Origin of the sequence: Neorhizobium vignae (genome assembly GCF_000732195.1) — a bacterium.
GTDB classification, from domain to species: Bacteria; Pseudomonadota; Alphaproteobacteria; order Rhizobiales; family Rhizobiaceae; genus Neorhizobium; species Neorhizobium vignae.
In genome coordinates this window covers 1-14898 of record NZ_JNNU01000012.1, presented here as the reverse complement: position 1 = coordinate 14898, position 14898 = coordinate 1, and the positions used below count along the sequence as shown (strand labels likewise).

Genomic DNA, 14898 nt, shown 5'->3' with positions numbered 1-14898 from the left:
GGGTCAGATGCGTTCCAGCACATAGGTGCCAGGCGCATCGGCAATCGCATTCAGCGCCTTGCCGCCGGGCTTGCGGGCCGGCACGCGCTCGTCGTCCTTGGCCTCGACCCAGGCTTGCCAGTGCGGCCACCAGGATCCCTTGTTTTCCTCTGCATCCGTCAGCCAGTCCTCGTACTGGCCTTCGGCCTTCCCGCCGGTCCAGTACTGGTACTTCTGCTTGTCGGGCGGGTTGACGACGCCGGCGATGTGGCCCGAACCGGTCAGCACGAAATCCACAGGACCGCCGAACAGCGAGGAGCCGAGGAAGACCGATTTCGGCGGGGCGATATGGTCCTCCCGGGTGGCGAGATTGTAGATCGGGATCTTGATGTCCTTCAGCGAGATCGTCTTTCCCGCGAGCTTCATTTGGCCCTTGCTCAGGTTGTTGTCGAGATAGCAGTTGCGCAGGTAATAGGCGTGGTTGGCAGCCGCCATGCGCGTGCTGTCGGAATTCCAGTAGAGCAGGTCGAAGGGCATCGGCTCCTGGCCCTTCAGGTAGTTGCTGACCACATAGGGCCAGATCAGTTCCGAAGCGCGCAACATGTTGAAGGCGGTCGCCATCTTCGAACCGTCGAGATAGCCGATCGCATTCATCTGTTTTTCCATCGCCGAAATCTGTTCTTCGTCGACAAAGACCTTGAGATCGCCCGCATGGGTGAAATCCACCTGGGTGGTGAGGAAGGTCGCCGATGCGATGCGGCTGTTCTTCTTCTGGGCGTGATAGGCAAGCGTCGCGGCAAGCAGCGTTCCGCCGACGCAATAACCGATCGCGTTGACCTGTTTTTCGCCAGTAGCCTTCTCGACCGTGGTCAGCGCGAAGTCGATCCCTTCGCGCATGTAGGCTTCCCAGTCCTTGCTTGCATGCCGTTCGTCCGGATTGACCCAGGAGATCACGAACACAGTGTGGCCCTGGTCGACGCACCACTTGATGAAGCTCTTCTGCGGGTTGAGGTCGAGGATGTAGAACTTGTTGATCCACGGCGGGCAGATGAGGAGAGGGCGCTTCAGCACCGTTTCCGTCGAGGGCTCGTACTGGATGACCTCGCAGACCTCGCTCTGTGCGATCACCTTGCCCGGCGTCAGCGCCATGTTGCGGCCGACTGCGAACTTGGTCGCGTCCGTGTGGCGCAGCCTCAGGTCACCACGCCCGGCGGCGATATCCTCGGCGAACATCTTCATGCCGGCCACCAGGTTGGCGCCGTTGCTGGCCACCGTCTCGCGATACACTTCCGGATTGGTGAGCGCGAAATTGGCCGGCGAAAGGGCCGCCGTCACCTGTTTCACGTAGAAGGCGGCCTTGTGCCGCGTATGCTCGTCGAGCCCTTCAGCTTCGTTGACCAGCTTGTCGGCCCAGGAGGCGGTGACGAGATAGAGCTGCCGGAGGAGGGCGAAGAACGGGTTCTTTGCCCAGTCCTGATCAGCGAACCGCTTGTCCTTCGGCAGGTTGTCGGCCTCGGAGGCGACCGGCTGGCCGGAGTATTGCCCCGAAAACTGATTGAGCGTGCGGGTCCAGATGCCGATATAGCTGGAAAACAGCAGGGTCTGGGCTTCGAGCGTCCGCTTCGGATCCGAAATCCAGTATTCGGTGACCTTGGAAAGGGTTTTCACGAGGTCGGTCATCGGGTCGACCGAATCGCCGATCTCGCCGCGTTCGCGCGGGCCGAGCCATTCCGATGCCGCCTTGCCGAGATTTTCGAGCGCCCGGGCGAAGTTCATGGCGAGTGCCTGCGGGTCCTTGACCACGTAGGCCTCGACCGATTTGGGGTCGAATCCCGGAAATTCCTGTCCGGTCTGCCCTTTGTCGTCGGTCTTTTCCGCCACGTGCGGCCTCCCCACAGTTTGTTAGTTGTTTTCGTTTGTACATTGTGCCTGAAAGCGAATACAAGTGCCAGCGATCGGCGCCTTCAGGTGCATTTGGCCGATGACGGAAACTGGGTTACGGAAATGGAAAAACTGAGGCATCGGATCGGCAGCTTACCGCTTTTCATCGGTCTTGGCGCGCTCTCTCTGCTGGCTGGCTGCAACAGCAACATCTTTGCTCTGGATGACGGTATTCCGAACACCGCACCGCCGGCCGTGGTCGTCCAGACCAAGACCGCGCCGCCGCCGGGCCCTGTCACCAGGCAGAACACCGGCGTCTATCCGAGCTTCGATCCGACGCTGCGCGCTGCGGCCGAGCAGATCGAGGACGAGGATTACAACAAGTCCGAGCCGCGCCTTGCGTCGCTCGCCCGCCTGCGCCGGTCCGGCTCGATCTCGGAAGCCGAATATCAGCGCCGGGTTGCCGAATACCGCAAGCTCGCCGCCGAGCACGGCAAGGACGCGTTGGCCAACATCGCCAAGTAGTCCGGCCCAACCTCATATCGGCAAATAGCACTTGCCTTTCGGCGCTTTTGGTCGCAAAGCAAAAAATCGCCAATCATGCGACACCGGCGCGTCGCGTCTGACGCTGCGCGCCCTCCACGGGGAGAAAGATGGAAGAGTTTCATAAAGTCCGACGCCTGCCGCCATACGTCTTCGAACAGGTCAACCGTTTGAAGGCCAGCGCGCGAGCGGGTGGCGCGGACATTATCGATCTCGGCATGGGCAATCCCGACCTTCCGACGCCGAAGGCGATCGTCGACAAGCTGTGCGAAGTGGTCCAGGACCCGCGCACCCATCGTTATTCGTCGTCCAAGGGCATTCCCGGCCTGCGCCGCGCCCAGGCCGCCTATTACGCCCGCCGTTTCGGCGTGAAGCTCAACCCGGACACCCAGGTCGTTGCGACGCTCGGCTCCAAGGAAGGCTTCGCCAACATGGCGCAGGCGATCACCGCGCCCGGCGACGTTATCCTCTGCCCCAACCCGACCTATCCGATCCATGCCTTCGGCTTCCTGATGGCCGGCGGCGTGATCCGCTCCATGTCGGTCGAGCCGGACGACAGCTTCTTTCCCCCGCTCGAGCGCGCAGTGAAGCATTCGATCCCAAAACCCTTGGCGCTGATCCTCAACTATCCATCCAACCCGACGGCGCATGTCGCCTCGCTGGATTTTTACAAGGAAGTCGTGAGCTTCGCCAAGAAGCACGACATCATCGTACTGTCGGACCTAGCCTATTCGGAAATCTACTTCGAAGGCGAACCGCCACCGTCCGTATTGCAGGTACCCGGCGCGATGGATATCGCCGTCGAGTTTACCTCGATGTCGAAGACCTTCTCCATGCCCGGCTGGCGCATCGGCTTTGCGGTCGGCAACGAGCGGCTGATCTCGGCGCTGACCCGCGTCAAGTCCTATCTCGACTACGGTGCCTTCACGCCGATCCAGGTTGCCGCGACCCATGCCCTCAACGGCGACGGTTCCGATATCGCGGAAGTCCGCAACGTCTACAAGCGCCGCCGCGACGTGATGGTCGACTCTTTCGGCAAGGCCGGTTTCGAAGTGCCGCCGCCGGCAGCCACCATGTTCGCTTGGGCCAAGATCCCGGAAAAGTTCCGCCACCTCGGCAGCCTCGAATTCTCGAAACTCCTCGTCGAGAAGGCGGACGTCGCGGTTGCGCCGGGCATCGGTTTCGGCGAGATGGGCGATGACTATGTTCGTCTGGCACTCGTCGAGAACGAACACCGCATCCGCCAGGCGGCCCGCAACATCAAGAAGTTCCTGTCGACGGCCGACGAGACGATGCACAACGTCATCTCGCTCAACACGCGCCGCTGATCGGACCAGCATTTCCGGCGGCCCCGACGGGCCGCCTCCCAGGCAATCAGGAAGAATAGCATGGCAGACGCCCTCAAAGTCGGCATTGCGGGTCTCGGCACTGTGGGTGCCTCGCTCGTCCGGATCATCCAGACCCGCGCGAATGAATTGGCAACGACATGCGGCCGGGCGATCGAGATTACGGCGGTAACCGCACGCGACAGGTCGCGCGACCGCGGCATCGATATTTCCGGCATCACATGGTTCGACACGCCGGAAAAGATGGCCAACGAGGCCGATATCGACGTCTTCGTGGAATTGATGGGCGGTGCTTCGGGCGCGGCCGCCGATTCCGTCCGGGCGGCGCTCACCCGTGGTCTCCACGTGGTGACGGCCAACAAGGCGCTGCTTGCAGCGTCCGGTGTCGAGCTTGCCAAGATCGCCGAAGAGAAAAGCGTTCTTCTCAATTTCGAAGCGGCCGTCGCCGGCGGCATCCCGGTCATCAAGGCGCTTCGCGAGTCCTTGACCGGCAATACCGTGTCGCGCGTCTATGGCATCATGAACGGCACCTGCAATTACATCCTGACCCGGATGGAGAAGGAAGGCCTGTCTTTTGCCGATTGCCTCAAGGAAGCGCAGCGCCTCGGTTATGCCGAGGCTGATCCGGCCTTCGATATCGAGGGCAACGACACGGCCCACAAGCTCGCCATCCTGACGACGCTTGCCTTCGGCACGCAGATCGCCGCCGACGAGATCTATCTCGAAGGCATCAGCAATATCTCGATCGAGGACATTCATGCCGCGGCCGATCTCGGCTACCGCATCAAGCTGCTCGGCGTCGCCCAGCTGACTGACAGCGGCATCGAGCAGCGCGTCCATCCGACCATGGTGCCGCATGACTCCGTCATCGCCCAGGTCGATGGCGTCACCAATGCGGTGGCGATCGAATCCGATATCCTTGGTGAACTGCTGATGGTCGGCCCCGGCGCCGGCGGCAATGCAACCGCGTCCGCCGTTCTCGGCGATATCGCCGATATCGCTAAGAGCAGCCCGGGCGCACAGCGCGTTCCGGTCCTCGGCACACCGGCGGCGTCGCTGGCGCCCTATAGGCGCGCCCGCATGCAGAGCCATGAGGGCGGTTATTTCATCCGCCTGACGGTCGCCGACCGCACCGGGGTCTTTGCCAGTATCGCTGCCCGTATGGCCGAGAACGGCATCTCGCTGGAATCGATCATGCAGCGGGCCAAACCGGACGCCGCGGCGGACACGCCGAAGACGATCATTCTCGTCACCCATGCGACGATGGAGGATTCGATCCGCAAGGCTGTCGATGCGATCAAGGCCGAGAACTATCTCGTTGGCGAACCCCAGGTGATTCGCATCGAACGCCCGAAGGCTTTTTAGAAACAGGTCGCTTCGAGAAGCCGGCGCTGCCGTTTCCTGTGGGTAACGCCGGAACCTTTCCAGAACGTCTGTGAAAAGCAAGGCCGCAAAGGCTCACTGACTGGCCGCTAAAGGGCTCCGGACGTAGATTGTCGCTGGCAATCACTTCCGAGGAGGCTTGCGCGATCGCCATGAAGATGCGGGCCATGAATACGCGGAAAATGACCACGCGGAACAAGGGATACCGTCTGCAACTCGGCGGCATCCTCCCCGAGCCGCATGGCTCTCGGCCCATGCGCTTAGTCCATGCCAATGATCAGGCGCATGGCGACGGTCTTGAAGGTCGGCGGAGTTTTGTTTTCCTGATCGTCTTCTTCGCCGTCGCTGCCGGCATCAGCGGCTCGGCGTTCGTCTGGTCGATGCTGTGATCGGCCGGTTATCGAGAGATCGCGAGATCCAACCGACGATCTCGTCAAATCGATTCCTCTCGCACCCGCGATACGCTAAAAGCGCTCCATGACCAGAATTTTCTCTGCGCTTTCGTCCACGGCTGAAACGGTTGATCCCGTCCCGCGCGCATTCCTCGGCGTCGAACGCTCCGCGGGCGACCAGCGCTGGGTGTCGCGTCTCGATCAGGCAGCCCAGAACCGGGCGCTGGCGATCGCCCAGATCCACGGCATCCCCGATCTCGTCGCCCGCGTACTTGCCGGTCGCGGCGTTACGCTCGACGATGCCCCCGCTTTCCTCGATCCGACCATCCGCTCGCTGATGCCTGATCCCTACACCCTGACCGATTGCGAAAAGGCGGTGCTGCGGCTTGCCGACGCGATCGCGAGGCGGGAGAAGGTCGCGATCTTCGGCGATTACGACGTCGACGGCGCGTCCTCTTCTGCATTGCTCTACCGGTTCCTCCGCCATTTCGGCGTCGAAGCGGAAATCTATATTCCCGACCGCATCTTCGAGGGTTACGGCCCCAATCCGGCGGCAATCCGCCAGCTGATCGCTAATGGCGCGGGCCTCATCGTCACGGTCGACTGCGGCTCCACCAGCCATGATGCGCTTGCCGCGGCGCGTGACGAGGGCTGTGACGTCGTGGTCATCGACCACCACCAGCTCGGCCATGAGCTGCCGCCGTGCCTGGCGCTCGTCAATCCGAATCGCGAGGACGATCTCTCGGGCCAGGGCCATCTCTGCGCCGCCGGCGTCGTCTTCCTGGTTCTGGTCGCCGCCGCGCGCCACATGCGCCAGATTGGCGATCCGCGCGTCGGATCGCTCGACCTGCTCGCCTGGCTCGATATCGTCGCGTTGGCGACCGTCTGCGACGTGGTGCCGCTGAAGGGCCTCAATCGCGCCTACGTGGTCAAGGGCCTGCTTGCGGCCCGCCATATGGGCAATGCCGGGCTTTCGGCGCTGTTCCGCAAGGCGGGGCTCGGGGGTCCGGTGACGCCCTATCATTTCGGCTTCCTGATCGGCCCGCGCATCAATGCCGGCGGCCGGATCGGCGACGCGGCGCTCGGCAGCCGCCTGTTGACGCTCGAAGATCCGATCGAGGCGGAGGAGATCGCCGGCCGGCTGGACGACCTCAACCGCGAACGGCAGGCCATGGAGGCCGCCATGCTCGCTGAGGCGGAAGCCGAAGTGCTGGCCGAATACGGCAACGGCGAGGGGGCAAACGTCATCGTCACGGCGCGCGACAAGTGGCATCCCGGCATCGTCGGGCTGATCGCGGCGCGGCTGAAGGAAAAATTCAAGCGGCCAGCTTTCGCGATCGCCTTCGATCCCTCCGGCAAGGGCACGGGCTCCGGCCGCTCGATCAACGGCTTCGACATGGGTCGGATGGTCCGCGCGGCCGTCGATGCCGGCCTGCTCGTCAAGGGCGGCGGCCACGCCATGGCGGCGGGGTTGACGGTCGAGCGCAGCAATCTCGGCCGCCTGCGCGCCTTCTTCGAGGAGATGGCGGGCGAGGGCGTTCCGGCGCTGGTCGCCAACCACGTGCTGAAGATCGACGGCGCGCTTTCCGCTTCCGGCGCGACGCTCGAACTTTTCGACCAGCTCGAACAGGCCGGTCCCTATGGTTCCGGTCATTCGCAACCCGTTTTCGCGATCCCCGCTCACAGGCTGAAGGATGCCCGCCTGGTTGGGACCGCTCATATCAAGGTGACGCTGGAGGCGGCCGACGGCTCGCGTCTTGAAGGGATCGCCTTCCGGGCCGCCGAAACACCGCTCGGCAATATGCTGCTGAACTCCAGGGGCGCGCAGATCCACGCCGCCGGCTGCCTCAGCGCCGACCAGTGGCAGGGCACGCGCCGGATGCAGCTTCGCCTGCTCGACGCGGTGAAGGCGCCGTAGGGAACGTTCAGGTTTTTAAGGGAAAATCTGCTCTTAAAGGGAGAGGAAGTGGCACGCCCTAGGGGAGTCGAACCCCTCTTCCCAGAATGAAAATCTGGTGTCCTAACCGATAGACGAAGGGCGCGTGCGCTTCGTGGTGGCGCCCTTATAGTCAGGGTGTTTCTATCCCGCAAGCGCAAAATTGCATTTTCCAGCGCTTGCATACGCAAAAAATCACGCGGCTGAAAAACGGCGCGCGGAAGCTGGATACGGAAACGAAAACAAAAGCTTGGGGGAGGTGGAAGTGGCACGCCCTAGGGGAGTCGAACCCCTCTTCCCAGAATGAAAATCTGGTGTCCTAACCGATAGACGAAGGGCGCCTGCGCTTCGTGGCGCTCTTATAGAGAGGGGATTTCTTTCCTGCAAGCGCCAAAGCCATCTTTTTTACAAAAAAATGACGGCTTCTCCGGCGCCGGCTGTTTGAATGAAAATGGCGTCAAATCAGCAGCTTAAAGGAGTGCCTTGAGCGTCGGTCCCGCAGGTTGCGGCGGGCGTGGCCTGCGGCATGCTGTAGACGCTGGCGGTGGTGGCGTTGAAATTCCGCCGCGGCAGATTGGCCGGAACCGGTCCGTTGCCGGATGGGGCGGCTGCAGCCATCGGCGGGTTTGCCGAAAAGATCGTACCGCTGTCGGCGCGCACGCCGGTCGATTGCGTCGCAAGGCCCGCGATCGAGGCCTGATGTGGCTGTGCCGGTGCCGGCGGGAACGTATTTTCCGCGGTGGGAACGGCGGCCTGCGCGGTTGCGACCGGTGCCTGGGCTGCCTGCGCCTCTGCCTTGGGGATGGCCGAATCGGCACGGCGGTTCGAAGCCGTGGTGCCGCCCTTGGCAGGGATGCCCTTGGCGCTCGCCGCCACCGTGGTGCGCGGCGCCGGCGTCGTGGCGTCAGCGGTCTTTTTCGTGGTGGTGCAGCCGCTGATCGTCAGCGCGGAAAGGCAGACGATTGCCAGCGTCATGCGGGCGTTCGAACAGAGGAAAGGTGTTTTTGGCAAAGGCATGCCCCGTCGGCTCCTGTCGCGGGCTTCATGCCGCGAATCATCGTGCCCGAGCATCTCGCGGAAGAGCGCCATGGACAAGCCGGCCGGGGCAGGCGACGTTAGCCTGGGGCAAGGTTGGGGAAAGAACGCGGCGGTTGAGTAAAAAGGAAGCCGCCGCGTTGAAAAGTTTTACCAGCTGCCGATATTCGGAGCTGAAGCCCAGGGTTCGGCGACCGGCAGGTTGTCGCCCTTCTGGAGGAGTTCGATCGAAATGCCGTCCGGCGAGCGGACGAAGGCCATCCGGCCTTCGCGCGGCGGACGGTTGATGGTGATGCCGTTGTCCGAAAGGTGCTGACAGAAATCGTAGATGTTATCGACCTCATAAGCGAGGTGACCGAAGTTGCGACCGCCGGTATAATCCTCGGTGTCCCAATTGTAGGTCAGCTCGACGCAGGGGGCGAGAACGTCCTTGGCTTCGCTGAAATCGTCGGGGGCAGCGAGGAAGACCAGCGTGAAGCGGCCTTTCTCGTTCTCGATGCGCCGGACCTCTTTCAGGCCGAAAACGGTGGTGTAGAAATGAAGTGAGGCGTCCAGGTCTTTCACCCGGACCATGGTATGAAGATAACGCATTATGGTGTCTTCCTCCGATAAATCCAGTCGCCAATAGACCGCGTTCGGGTCCTTGCTGGATATGGCGCAGACGCCAGCCTGGAGCAAGCCACTCTATATAGAGATGAAGGTGGATAAAGCCAAGGCAGGGACTTGCGCTAGATGGTTAGCAGGATGTTAATCTATCCTCTAAGAATCAGTTGATCGTCACGTCGTAACGCGTAATCGAGGGGCCGACAGGATATGGCAGACAGAATGTCATCGAAGGACGTTGGCAGTTTCGAAGAGCTCCCGGGCGAGCCGGTCGAGCTGATCGAAATCACTGGCGTCGTCAAGTGGTTCGATGTGGCGAAGGGGTTCGGCTTCATCGTTCCAGACAACGGCATGCAGGATGTGCTTCTGCACGTGACCTGCCTTCGTCGAGACGGTTACCAGACCATTCTGGAAGGCACGCGCATCGTCGCGATGATCCAGAAGCGTGATCGCGGCTACCAGGCGTTCCGCATCCTGTCCATGGATCAGTCCACTGCCGTCCATCCCTCGGATCTTCCTCCAGTGCGCACCCACGTGCAGGTGACTGCGACCAGCGGCCTGGAACGGGCCTTGGTGAAGTGGTTCAACCGCACCAAGGGCTTCGGCTTCCTGACGCGCGGCGAGGGGACGGAAGATATCTTTGTGCACATGGAAACATTGCGCCGCTTCGGCCTCACCGAGCTGCGTCCGGGCCAGGTCGTGCTGGTGCGCTTCGGACCGGGTGACAAGGGCCTGATGGCGGCGGAAATCCACCCAGATAATCCCAATCCCGTGAGCCGGTCGCACTGATGCATGTCTCGTTCTCATCGTTTCTGAAAAGCGCCCTTGCGGCGCTTTTTTTCATCTTGGCGGACAGCGCGGTCGCGCAGGACGTGACCTTTCCGCGCGAGGAGCTTTCGATCAGGACTGCTGCCGGGCAGACCTACAAGTTTTCCGTCGAACTCGCATTCACCGATGCCCAGCGCGAGCGGGGGCTGATGTACCGCAAGGTGATGGCTCCGGATGCCGGCATGCTCTTCGATTTCGGCACGCCGCGGCCGGTCTCGATGTGGATGGAGAACACCATCCTTTCCCTCGACATGCTGTTCATCCAGGGCGACGGCACGATCTCGCATATCCGAGAGAACGCGGTGCCCTATTCGCGCGACATCATCGATTCGCGAGGGCCTGTGAAATTTGTGCTGGAGCTCAATGCCGGCCGCTCGAAGTCGCTTGGGCTCAAGGTGGGCGACAAGGTGATCAGCAAACGCATCGGCAATCAGTGGTGATCCCCTGTGGTTATCCTCGGCTTGTTTGCTTTAGCGTCACTGCGGTTCCATTTTGCTGTTGCGGCACAAGGGGGAACCGTGTATCTCGCAACCAACGTAGGAACGGAGTGTAGCGCAGTCTGGTAGCGCATCTGGTTTGGGACCAGAGGGTCGGGAGTTCGAATCTCTCCACTCCGACCAACGCTTTCAGGTGAGGCTCCTCATCCGTTCCAGTCCATGGAGCGTTACAGGAATGGCCGCCAAGATTTATCGTCCCGCAAAGACCGCCATGCAGTCCGGCAAGGCCAAGACCCATCTCTGGGTGCTGGAATTCGACCAGGAACAGCCTCGCCGCATCGATCCGATCCTTGGCTACACATCCTCAGGCGACATGAAGCAGCAGGTTCGGCTGACATTCGAAAGCCAGGAACAGGCGGAAGCCTATGCCAAGCGCGAAGGCATCGAATACCGCGTCATCCAGCCGAAGGATCCGAATCGCCAGATCGTTTCCTACACCGACAATTTCCGCTTCAGCCGCACCCAGCCCTGGACGCATTGATTTTTCAGCCGCTCGGGCTCTTACCCGGCGCTGCAAACGAGATCGGCCCCTTAGCTCAACTGGATAGAGCAGCTGCCTTCTAAGCAGCAGGTCGCAGGTTCGAGTCCTGCAGGGGTCGCCAAATCTCTGCTTAAGTCACTGAAATTGCTAAGGGTGCGACCGGTCCGGGATTGAGGTGCGACCTATATCCTATTCGACAGGCGTTCCGATGCGCCCCGCGTGTAGACCTCTGCCATAAACATGCGTGACCAGCTGAACATTGCCATCAGTTCGTGAGCTGTCGCCCCTCAACGGCGGCGATCGCAGCGCCGGCTTTTCGCAGTCCATGTGCCCGTCACTCATCCGGCAGCTTGGCGGCACTACACTGTTTGGCGAACCAATTCCCGAAGGATGCTCCAGAACTGAAGGGCTTCCCGCGCTCCGTTGTGAGGAACGCCAGATCGCCGGTCGGAGTCGCCTTGATGGACTCCCTCAAGGGATTGGGGGATGCAGAGGACACCTCGGAGATCTACCGGATTCCGGACCAGCCTTGCTTCCGGATCGCGAAAAACGCTCGGCAATCTTGCGGTTTGCTTACGACCTCACCATCTGCCGAGCGACCCCTTCATGTTCGAGGAGATCAACGGTCTCGATCCTCCCCATGTAAAGGGCTAGAACCTCGTCGAATCCGTTTCGGGAAGTGAAGAAAATATCGATGTCCGACCGCCCGGCCCTGACAATCATCTATGACGGCGAATGCCCGTTCTGCTCGGAATATGTCAAGCTGCTGAAGTTGCGGGACGCGGTGGGGAAGGTCGAGCTTGTCAACGCCCGAGACAATCACCCTTCCGTCGAGAGCGTCCGCTCGGCAGGTGTTGTCCTTGACCACACCATGGCGATGATACAGGGCGGAAAGATCTACTTCGGAGCTGAGTGTCTAACGCGACTCGCTCTTCTCTCCACAGGGAGCGATAGGTTCAACCGCTTCAACAGCTTTATCTTCCGCCACCCGACCGTGTCCCGGGCGGCTTATCCCTTGCTGAGATCCGGCCGCGCGCTCGCGCTTCGGTTCCTGGGCCGCAGTAAGATGGGATATTGAACCATTCCCGGGAGGGGCTCTGCTTTGGTCCCTCTGCGCGGCGTGACAAAACGACGGATCAGTCCAGGTTCCGCTTCAGCGCTTTCAGCAGCGCGTCGAGCTCCGCGTTCGACCCGTGAGCCAGCACAAGGTATCAGCCACCTCGATGATCGCCGTCAGCCCCTCGGTCTCTTCCCACCCAGCTTTCACGGCAGCCTGTATCAGATCCTGCAAGGGGATCTCGATCGCCATCTGGCAGAACAGGTGACGGCTCTCGTCGCCGGCGGCGACAGTAGGGGCAGGAACGTTGGTCATCGAGGGGAGATAGAAGCCTAAGCAACCTGGGCAAGCGGAAGAGCTTCCGCCAGGAACGACTAAATCTGCTGGGAGGTGCGGCCGGAGCTGGACTATAGTGACCTCCAGCCGCCTACGCGCCCTGGGTAGGTTATTGGAATCCATCTATGAGAAAGTTCGTCATCTCACTGTTGCTCATTGCGTTGTATTCGCTGTCGCCCTTGCTGATTGCCTTCTTTGCGGAGGGGATTGCTTATGCGAGCGGATGCAGGCCAGAATTTCGCTCTGGAGCGATCTGCCCGCCCGAAGTGTCGCTCGTATACCCTTTTGAGGCCGCTCTCCTTGCGAGCCTCCACCAGTTTTCACTCTACTTGCCGGCGACGATTTTAACTGGAGCAATCCTGTTCGTCGTGTGGCTGGTCGCGCTGATGCGAAACGCGATCATCGCGTCTAAGCATCTGCGGGGAGATACCGATGAGGCGGGGCGATAGCTTTGGCACCCGCATTAGCAGGGATCGCTGGAAGGGATGACAGCTGCCCGTGTGGGCCCATCAACCGGTACGACCAGCCGTTTCTATTTCGATAATGATATCATTGGGCCGGTATTTGGTCCCACCGCGCCTTAGGTGATTGATTTCGGCGCAGGCTCGCAGGGGTCGCCACGCTTGATCAGATCGCCCCGTTCCGACTGATCCGCGAGACTACCTGATGCGGTAGACAGACATGGCGACCGGATATGCATAGACGCCCCGGTAGAAGAACCCATTTCGATACAAGCAACCCCGCAGCCGCACCGCCGGCAGGCTGGCCTCGGCGATCGCTTAGGCCTCTGCCAGACCAGCTTCGGGAAGGCATCGCGTCAGCGCCCTGTTGTACGCCTGCATGAGGTGAGGGCTGCTTTCCACGGGCACCGCTCCGTAGAGCCGCAAATCTGACCGGGCTTCAGCTGCGATCGATGTGCAGGCCAGGCCAAGTGCCACGCCCAATGCGAGCTTGAGGTTCATATGTCCGCTCTCCGCTTGATAGGATGCCGCGTTGAACGCGATGTCAGGCGATTTGTTCCTCAGCTGCGTATGGGCCTATACTCCAAGCCGTCGTATCTCCGATCCATCGCCGGTCGGGGGGACCGTGGGAGGGGAAGATGAAATGCATCATCGGATTTTTCACGACCAAGCCCGGCAAACGCGAGCAATATCTCGAGGCGGCGCGTGAGCATCTGGAGAAGAGCAGGCTCGATCCCGATTGTCTTTATATCGAACTGGTCCCGATGCCGGATCATCCCGACAAGATCCTGCTCGCGGAGGCCTTCACCAGCGAGGAAGCGCATCGCCGACATGAGGATACCGATCATATGCGAGCGCTTTGGGCCGTGGGGCCGATACTTCTGTCCCACGTCGTTATCGACAATGTCATATCGGCGTCGGTGCAACACACAGACGAGCGTTTTGAGTAACGGCTGAACATGGCTGCCGTTGCCGCCCGAAGTGGCGAGGCCCCGAAACCCCATTCTTGCCGTATTGAGGATTCGGAATTGTCGCATTGTTTCGTATGATGGATGTCGTCGGTTCCGTAGCGTCATGCGAGCGGAAGACAGATCGGCGTTTGAGCGGCCATGGCCCTCGGAAACGCCTTCAACCCATTGAAATGGTTTTCATTCGGGCAGTTCGAACTGCCCGGATCCTTTGCTTGTTTTGAGCTTCGAGTGGGGATTTATATGAAAAGGATATCATCCGCTGGCGCGGTTTTGGCGCTTGGGTATTTTTTGACGGCGAGCCTGGGGTTTGCGGAAGACGTCCCACTGATCTGGAAGCCGATCCGCAATTCCGACACCAGCTACTCCGTCAAGCTCGGCCTCAAGCTGCCGACCCGGCTCGAAACCGAGGCCGGCGTGTCGATGGGTGTCGATACGTCGACGAGCGGAACTCCCGTGGATACGCCCATCACGTTCTGGAGCAATTTCACGGCGGAAAAGATTCAGACGCCTGCCTATCAACTGAACCGCGGCGTCGGTGTCGATCTCGACGGCAATACCGGCAGCGCCGGGATCACCATGAATTATTACGAAAAGGAAATCGCCACGCCGACGATCGACATCGAGAGGCGCAGCAGCTACGGCCTGCGGTATGACGGGACCTCGGGAGAATGGCGCGGCCTCGATACGAGCCAGTCGGTTCGCCTGTCGCATAGCCCAAGCCGCACGGCGCTGGTCGGGCGGGCAAGCGGCAGCAACGGGTTTCGCACAGTTGGGGCAGGCGTCGCCGTGGAAAAGAGACTCGGCCGGTACATGACGGTCAGCGGTGCGCTTGACCGCAGCTCGGATGCGCCCGAACCGGTCACGAGCGTCAATGCTCGTTATTCCTTCCGCTGGTGAAACGAAAACGGGGCGCCGAAGCGCCCCGTTATTGCGTGCCCGTAAAGTTGTCAGTGCAGGATCTGGCTCAGGAAGAGCCTTGTGCGCTCGTGCTGCGGGTTGTCGAAGAACTCCGCCGGCGAGTTCTGTTCGACGATCTGGCCCTGGTCCATGAAGATCACCCGGTGGGCGACCTGGCGGGCAAAGCCCATTTCGTGGGTGACGCACAGCATGGTCATGCCTTCTTCCGCAAGGCTCACCATCGTATCCAGCACTTCCTTGACCATTTCCGG

Annotated in this window: 17 protein-coding genes, 4 tRNA genes and 1 pseudogene; 14 read left to right on the top strand and 8 right to left on the bottom strand. The window is 61.1% G+C overall.

All coding sequences use genetic code 11. The features are described 5' to 3' along the window. Positions 1–3 precede the first annotated feature (3 nt). Positions 4–1860 carry a PHA/PHB synthase family protein gene (locus tag GQ59_RS20220; protein ID WP_037084487.1) on the bottom strand — a complete coding sequence of 619 codons (1857 nt, stop codon included), beginning with the start codon at positions 1858–1860 and terminating at the stop codon, positions 4–6. Positions 1861–1983: 123 nt separating this feature from the next. Between GQ59_RS20220 and GQ59_RS20215 the strand changes: the two genes are divergently transcribed. From GQ59_RS20215 to recJ, 5 genes are all read left to right on the top strand, one after another. Next, positions 1984–2385 (top strand): hypothetical protein, encoded by a 402-nt coding sequence (locus tag GQ59_RS20215; protein ID WP_037084486.1) that lies wholly within the window; start codon positions 1984–1986, stop codon positions 2383–2385. Positions 2386–2513: 128 nt separating this feature from the next. Then, entirely contained in the window at positions 2514–3731 is a 1218-nt protein-coding gene (locus GQ59_RS20210; RefSeq protein WP_037084484.1) for an LL-diaminopimelate aminotransferase, read from the top strand. Between the two features lie 60 nt (positions 3732–3791). Continuing rightward, positions 3792–5114, top strand: coding sequence for a homoserine dehydrogenase (locus GQ59_RS20205; protein WP_037084482.1), 1323 nt, complete (start codon positions 3792–3794; stop codon positions 5112–5114). A 128-nt stretch (positions 5115–5242) separates the two neighbouring features. Next, positions 5243–5521, top strand: a complete 279-nt coding sequence (locus GQ59_RS20200) for a hypothetical protein (RefSeq protein ID WP_152564406.1) — start codon at positions 5243–5245, stop codon at positions 5519–5521. An 88-nt stretch (positions 5522–5609) separates the two neighbouring features. Further along, complete coding sequence (gene recJ / locus GQ59_RS20195; protein ID WP_037084480.1) at positions 5610–7442, top strand: single-stranded-DNA-specific exonuclease RecJ; 1833 nt, start codon at positions 5610–5612, stop codon at positions 7440–7442. A 49-nt stretch (positions 7443–7491) separates the two neighbouring features. Here the strand turns inward: recJ and GQ59_RS20190 are convergent. The 4 genes from GQ59_RS20190 to gloA form a co-directional block, all read right to left on the bottom strand. After that, positions 7492–7566 (bottom strand) — tRNA-Glu (locus GQ59_RS20190). A 160-nt stretch (positions 7567–7726) separates the two neighbouring features. Continuing rightward, positions 7727–7801, bottom strand: a tRNA-Glu gene (locus GQ59_RS20185). 121 nt (positions 7802–7922) lie between these two features. Continuing rightward, positions 7923–8477, bottom strand: coding sequence for a hypothetical protein (locus tag GQ59_RS20180; protein ID WP_152564405.1), 555 nt, complete (start codon positions 8475–8477; stop codon positions 7923–7925). 168 nt (positions 8478–8645) lie between these two features. Further along, positions 8646–9086: a lactoylglutathione lyase gene (gene gloA / locus GQ59_RS20175; protein ID WP_037084475.1), complete on the bottom strand. Its 441-nt coding sequence runs from the start codon at positions 9084–9086 to the stop codon at positions 8646–8648. Between the two features lie 222 nt (positions 9087–9308). Here gloA and GQ59_RS20170 point away from each other — a divergent pair, with 222 nt between their 5' ends. The 6 genes from GQ59_RS20170 to GQ59_RS20145 all read left to right on the top strand — a co-directional run bounded on the left by GQ59_RS20170 (position 9309) and on the right by GQ59_RS20145 (position 11982). After that, the gene (locus GQ59_RS20170; protein ID WP_037084473.1) at positions 9309–9887 is read left to right on the top strand and encodes a cold-shock protein; all 579 of its coding nucleotides are present in this window, start codon (positions 9309–9311) and stop codon (positions 9885–9887) included. Continuing rightward, positions 9887–10366 carry a DUF192 domain-containing protein gene (locus GQ59_RS20165; RefSeq protein ID WP_037084469.1) on the top strand — a complete coding sequence of 160 codons (480 nt, stop codon included), beginning with the start codon at positions 9887–9889 and terminating at the stop codon, positions 10364–10366. Before GQ59_RS20170 ends, GQ59_RS20165 begins: the two co-directional genes overlap by 1 nt. A gap of 103 nt (positions 10367–10469) precedes the next feature. Beyond that, a tRNA-Pro gene (locus GQ59_RS20160) sits at positions 10470–10546 on the top strand. A 52-nt stretch (positions 10547–10598) separates the two neighbouring features. Further along, positions 10599–10904 (top strand): ETC complex I subunit, encoded by a 306-nt coding sequence (locus GQ59_RS20155; RefSeq protein WP_037084467.1) that lies wholly within the window; start codon positions 10599–10601, stop codon positions 10902–10904. Between the two features lie 44 nt (positions 10905–10948). Next, positions 10949–11025, top strand: a tRNA-Arg gene (locus tag GQ59_RS20150). Between the two features lie 573 nt (positions 11026–11598). Continuing rightward, a complete protein-coding gene (locus GQ59_RS20145) occupies positions 11599–11982 on the top strand; it encodes a DCC1-like thiol-disulfide oxidoreductase family protein (protein ID WP_037084466.1) in 384 nt (127 codons plus the stop codon). Positions 11983–12066: 84 nt separating this feature from the next. On the opposite strand, the gene GQ59_RS32015 is transcribed toward GQ59_RS20145, so the two are convergent. Further along, positions 12067–12276, bottom strand: a complete 210-nt coding sequence (locus tag GQ59_RS32015; RefSeq protein ID WP_152564404.1) for a hypothetical protein — start codon at positions 12274–12276, stop codon at positions 12067–12069. A 146-nt stretch (positions 12277–12422) separates the two neighbouring features. Between GQ59_RS32015 and GQ59_RS20135 the strand changes: the two genes are divergently transcribed. Then, positions 12423–12746 (top strand): hypothetical protein, encoded by a 324-nt coding sequence (locus tag GQ59_RS20135; protein WP_037084462.1) that lies wholly within the window; start codon positions 12423–12425, stop codon positions 12744–12746. 330 nt (positions 12747–13076) lie between these two features. Here GQ59_RS20135 and GQ59_RS30685 read toward each other — a convergent pair whose 3' ends face one another. Further along, positions 13077–13259, bottom strand: a complete 183-nt coding sequence (locus GQ59_RS30685; protein ID WP_051904093.1) for a hypothetical protein — start codon at positions 13257–13259, stop codon at positions 13077–13079. A 137-nt stretch (positions 13260–13396) separates the two neighbouring features. On the opposite strand from GQ59_RS30685, the gene GQ59_RS20125 reads away from it, so the two are divergent. Both GQ59_RS20125 and GQ59_RS20120 read left to right on the top strand, forming a co-directional pair. After that, positions 13397–13708 carry a putative quinol monooxygenase gene (locus tag GQ59_RS20125; RefSeq protein ID WP_037084460.1) on the top strand — a complete coding sequence of 104 codons (312 nt, stop codon included), beginning with the start codon at positions 13397–13399 and terminating at the stop codon, positions 13706–13708. A 261-nt stretch (positions 13709–13969) separates the two neighbouring features. Then, on the top strand, positions 13970–14626 hold the full coding sequence (locus tag GQ59_RS20120) for a hypothetical protein (RefSeq protein WP_037084735.1): 657 nt from the start codon (positions 13970–13972) through the stop codon (positions 14624–14626). Positions 14627–14676: 50 nt separating this feature from the next. On the opposite strand, the pseudogene GQ59_RS20115 reads toward GQ59_RS20120, so the two are convergent. Further along, a pseudogene (locus tag GQ59_RS20115) lies at positions 14677–14898 on the bottom strand (amino acid ABC transporter ATP-binding protein); the annotation flags it as partial.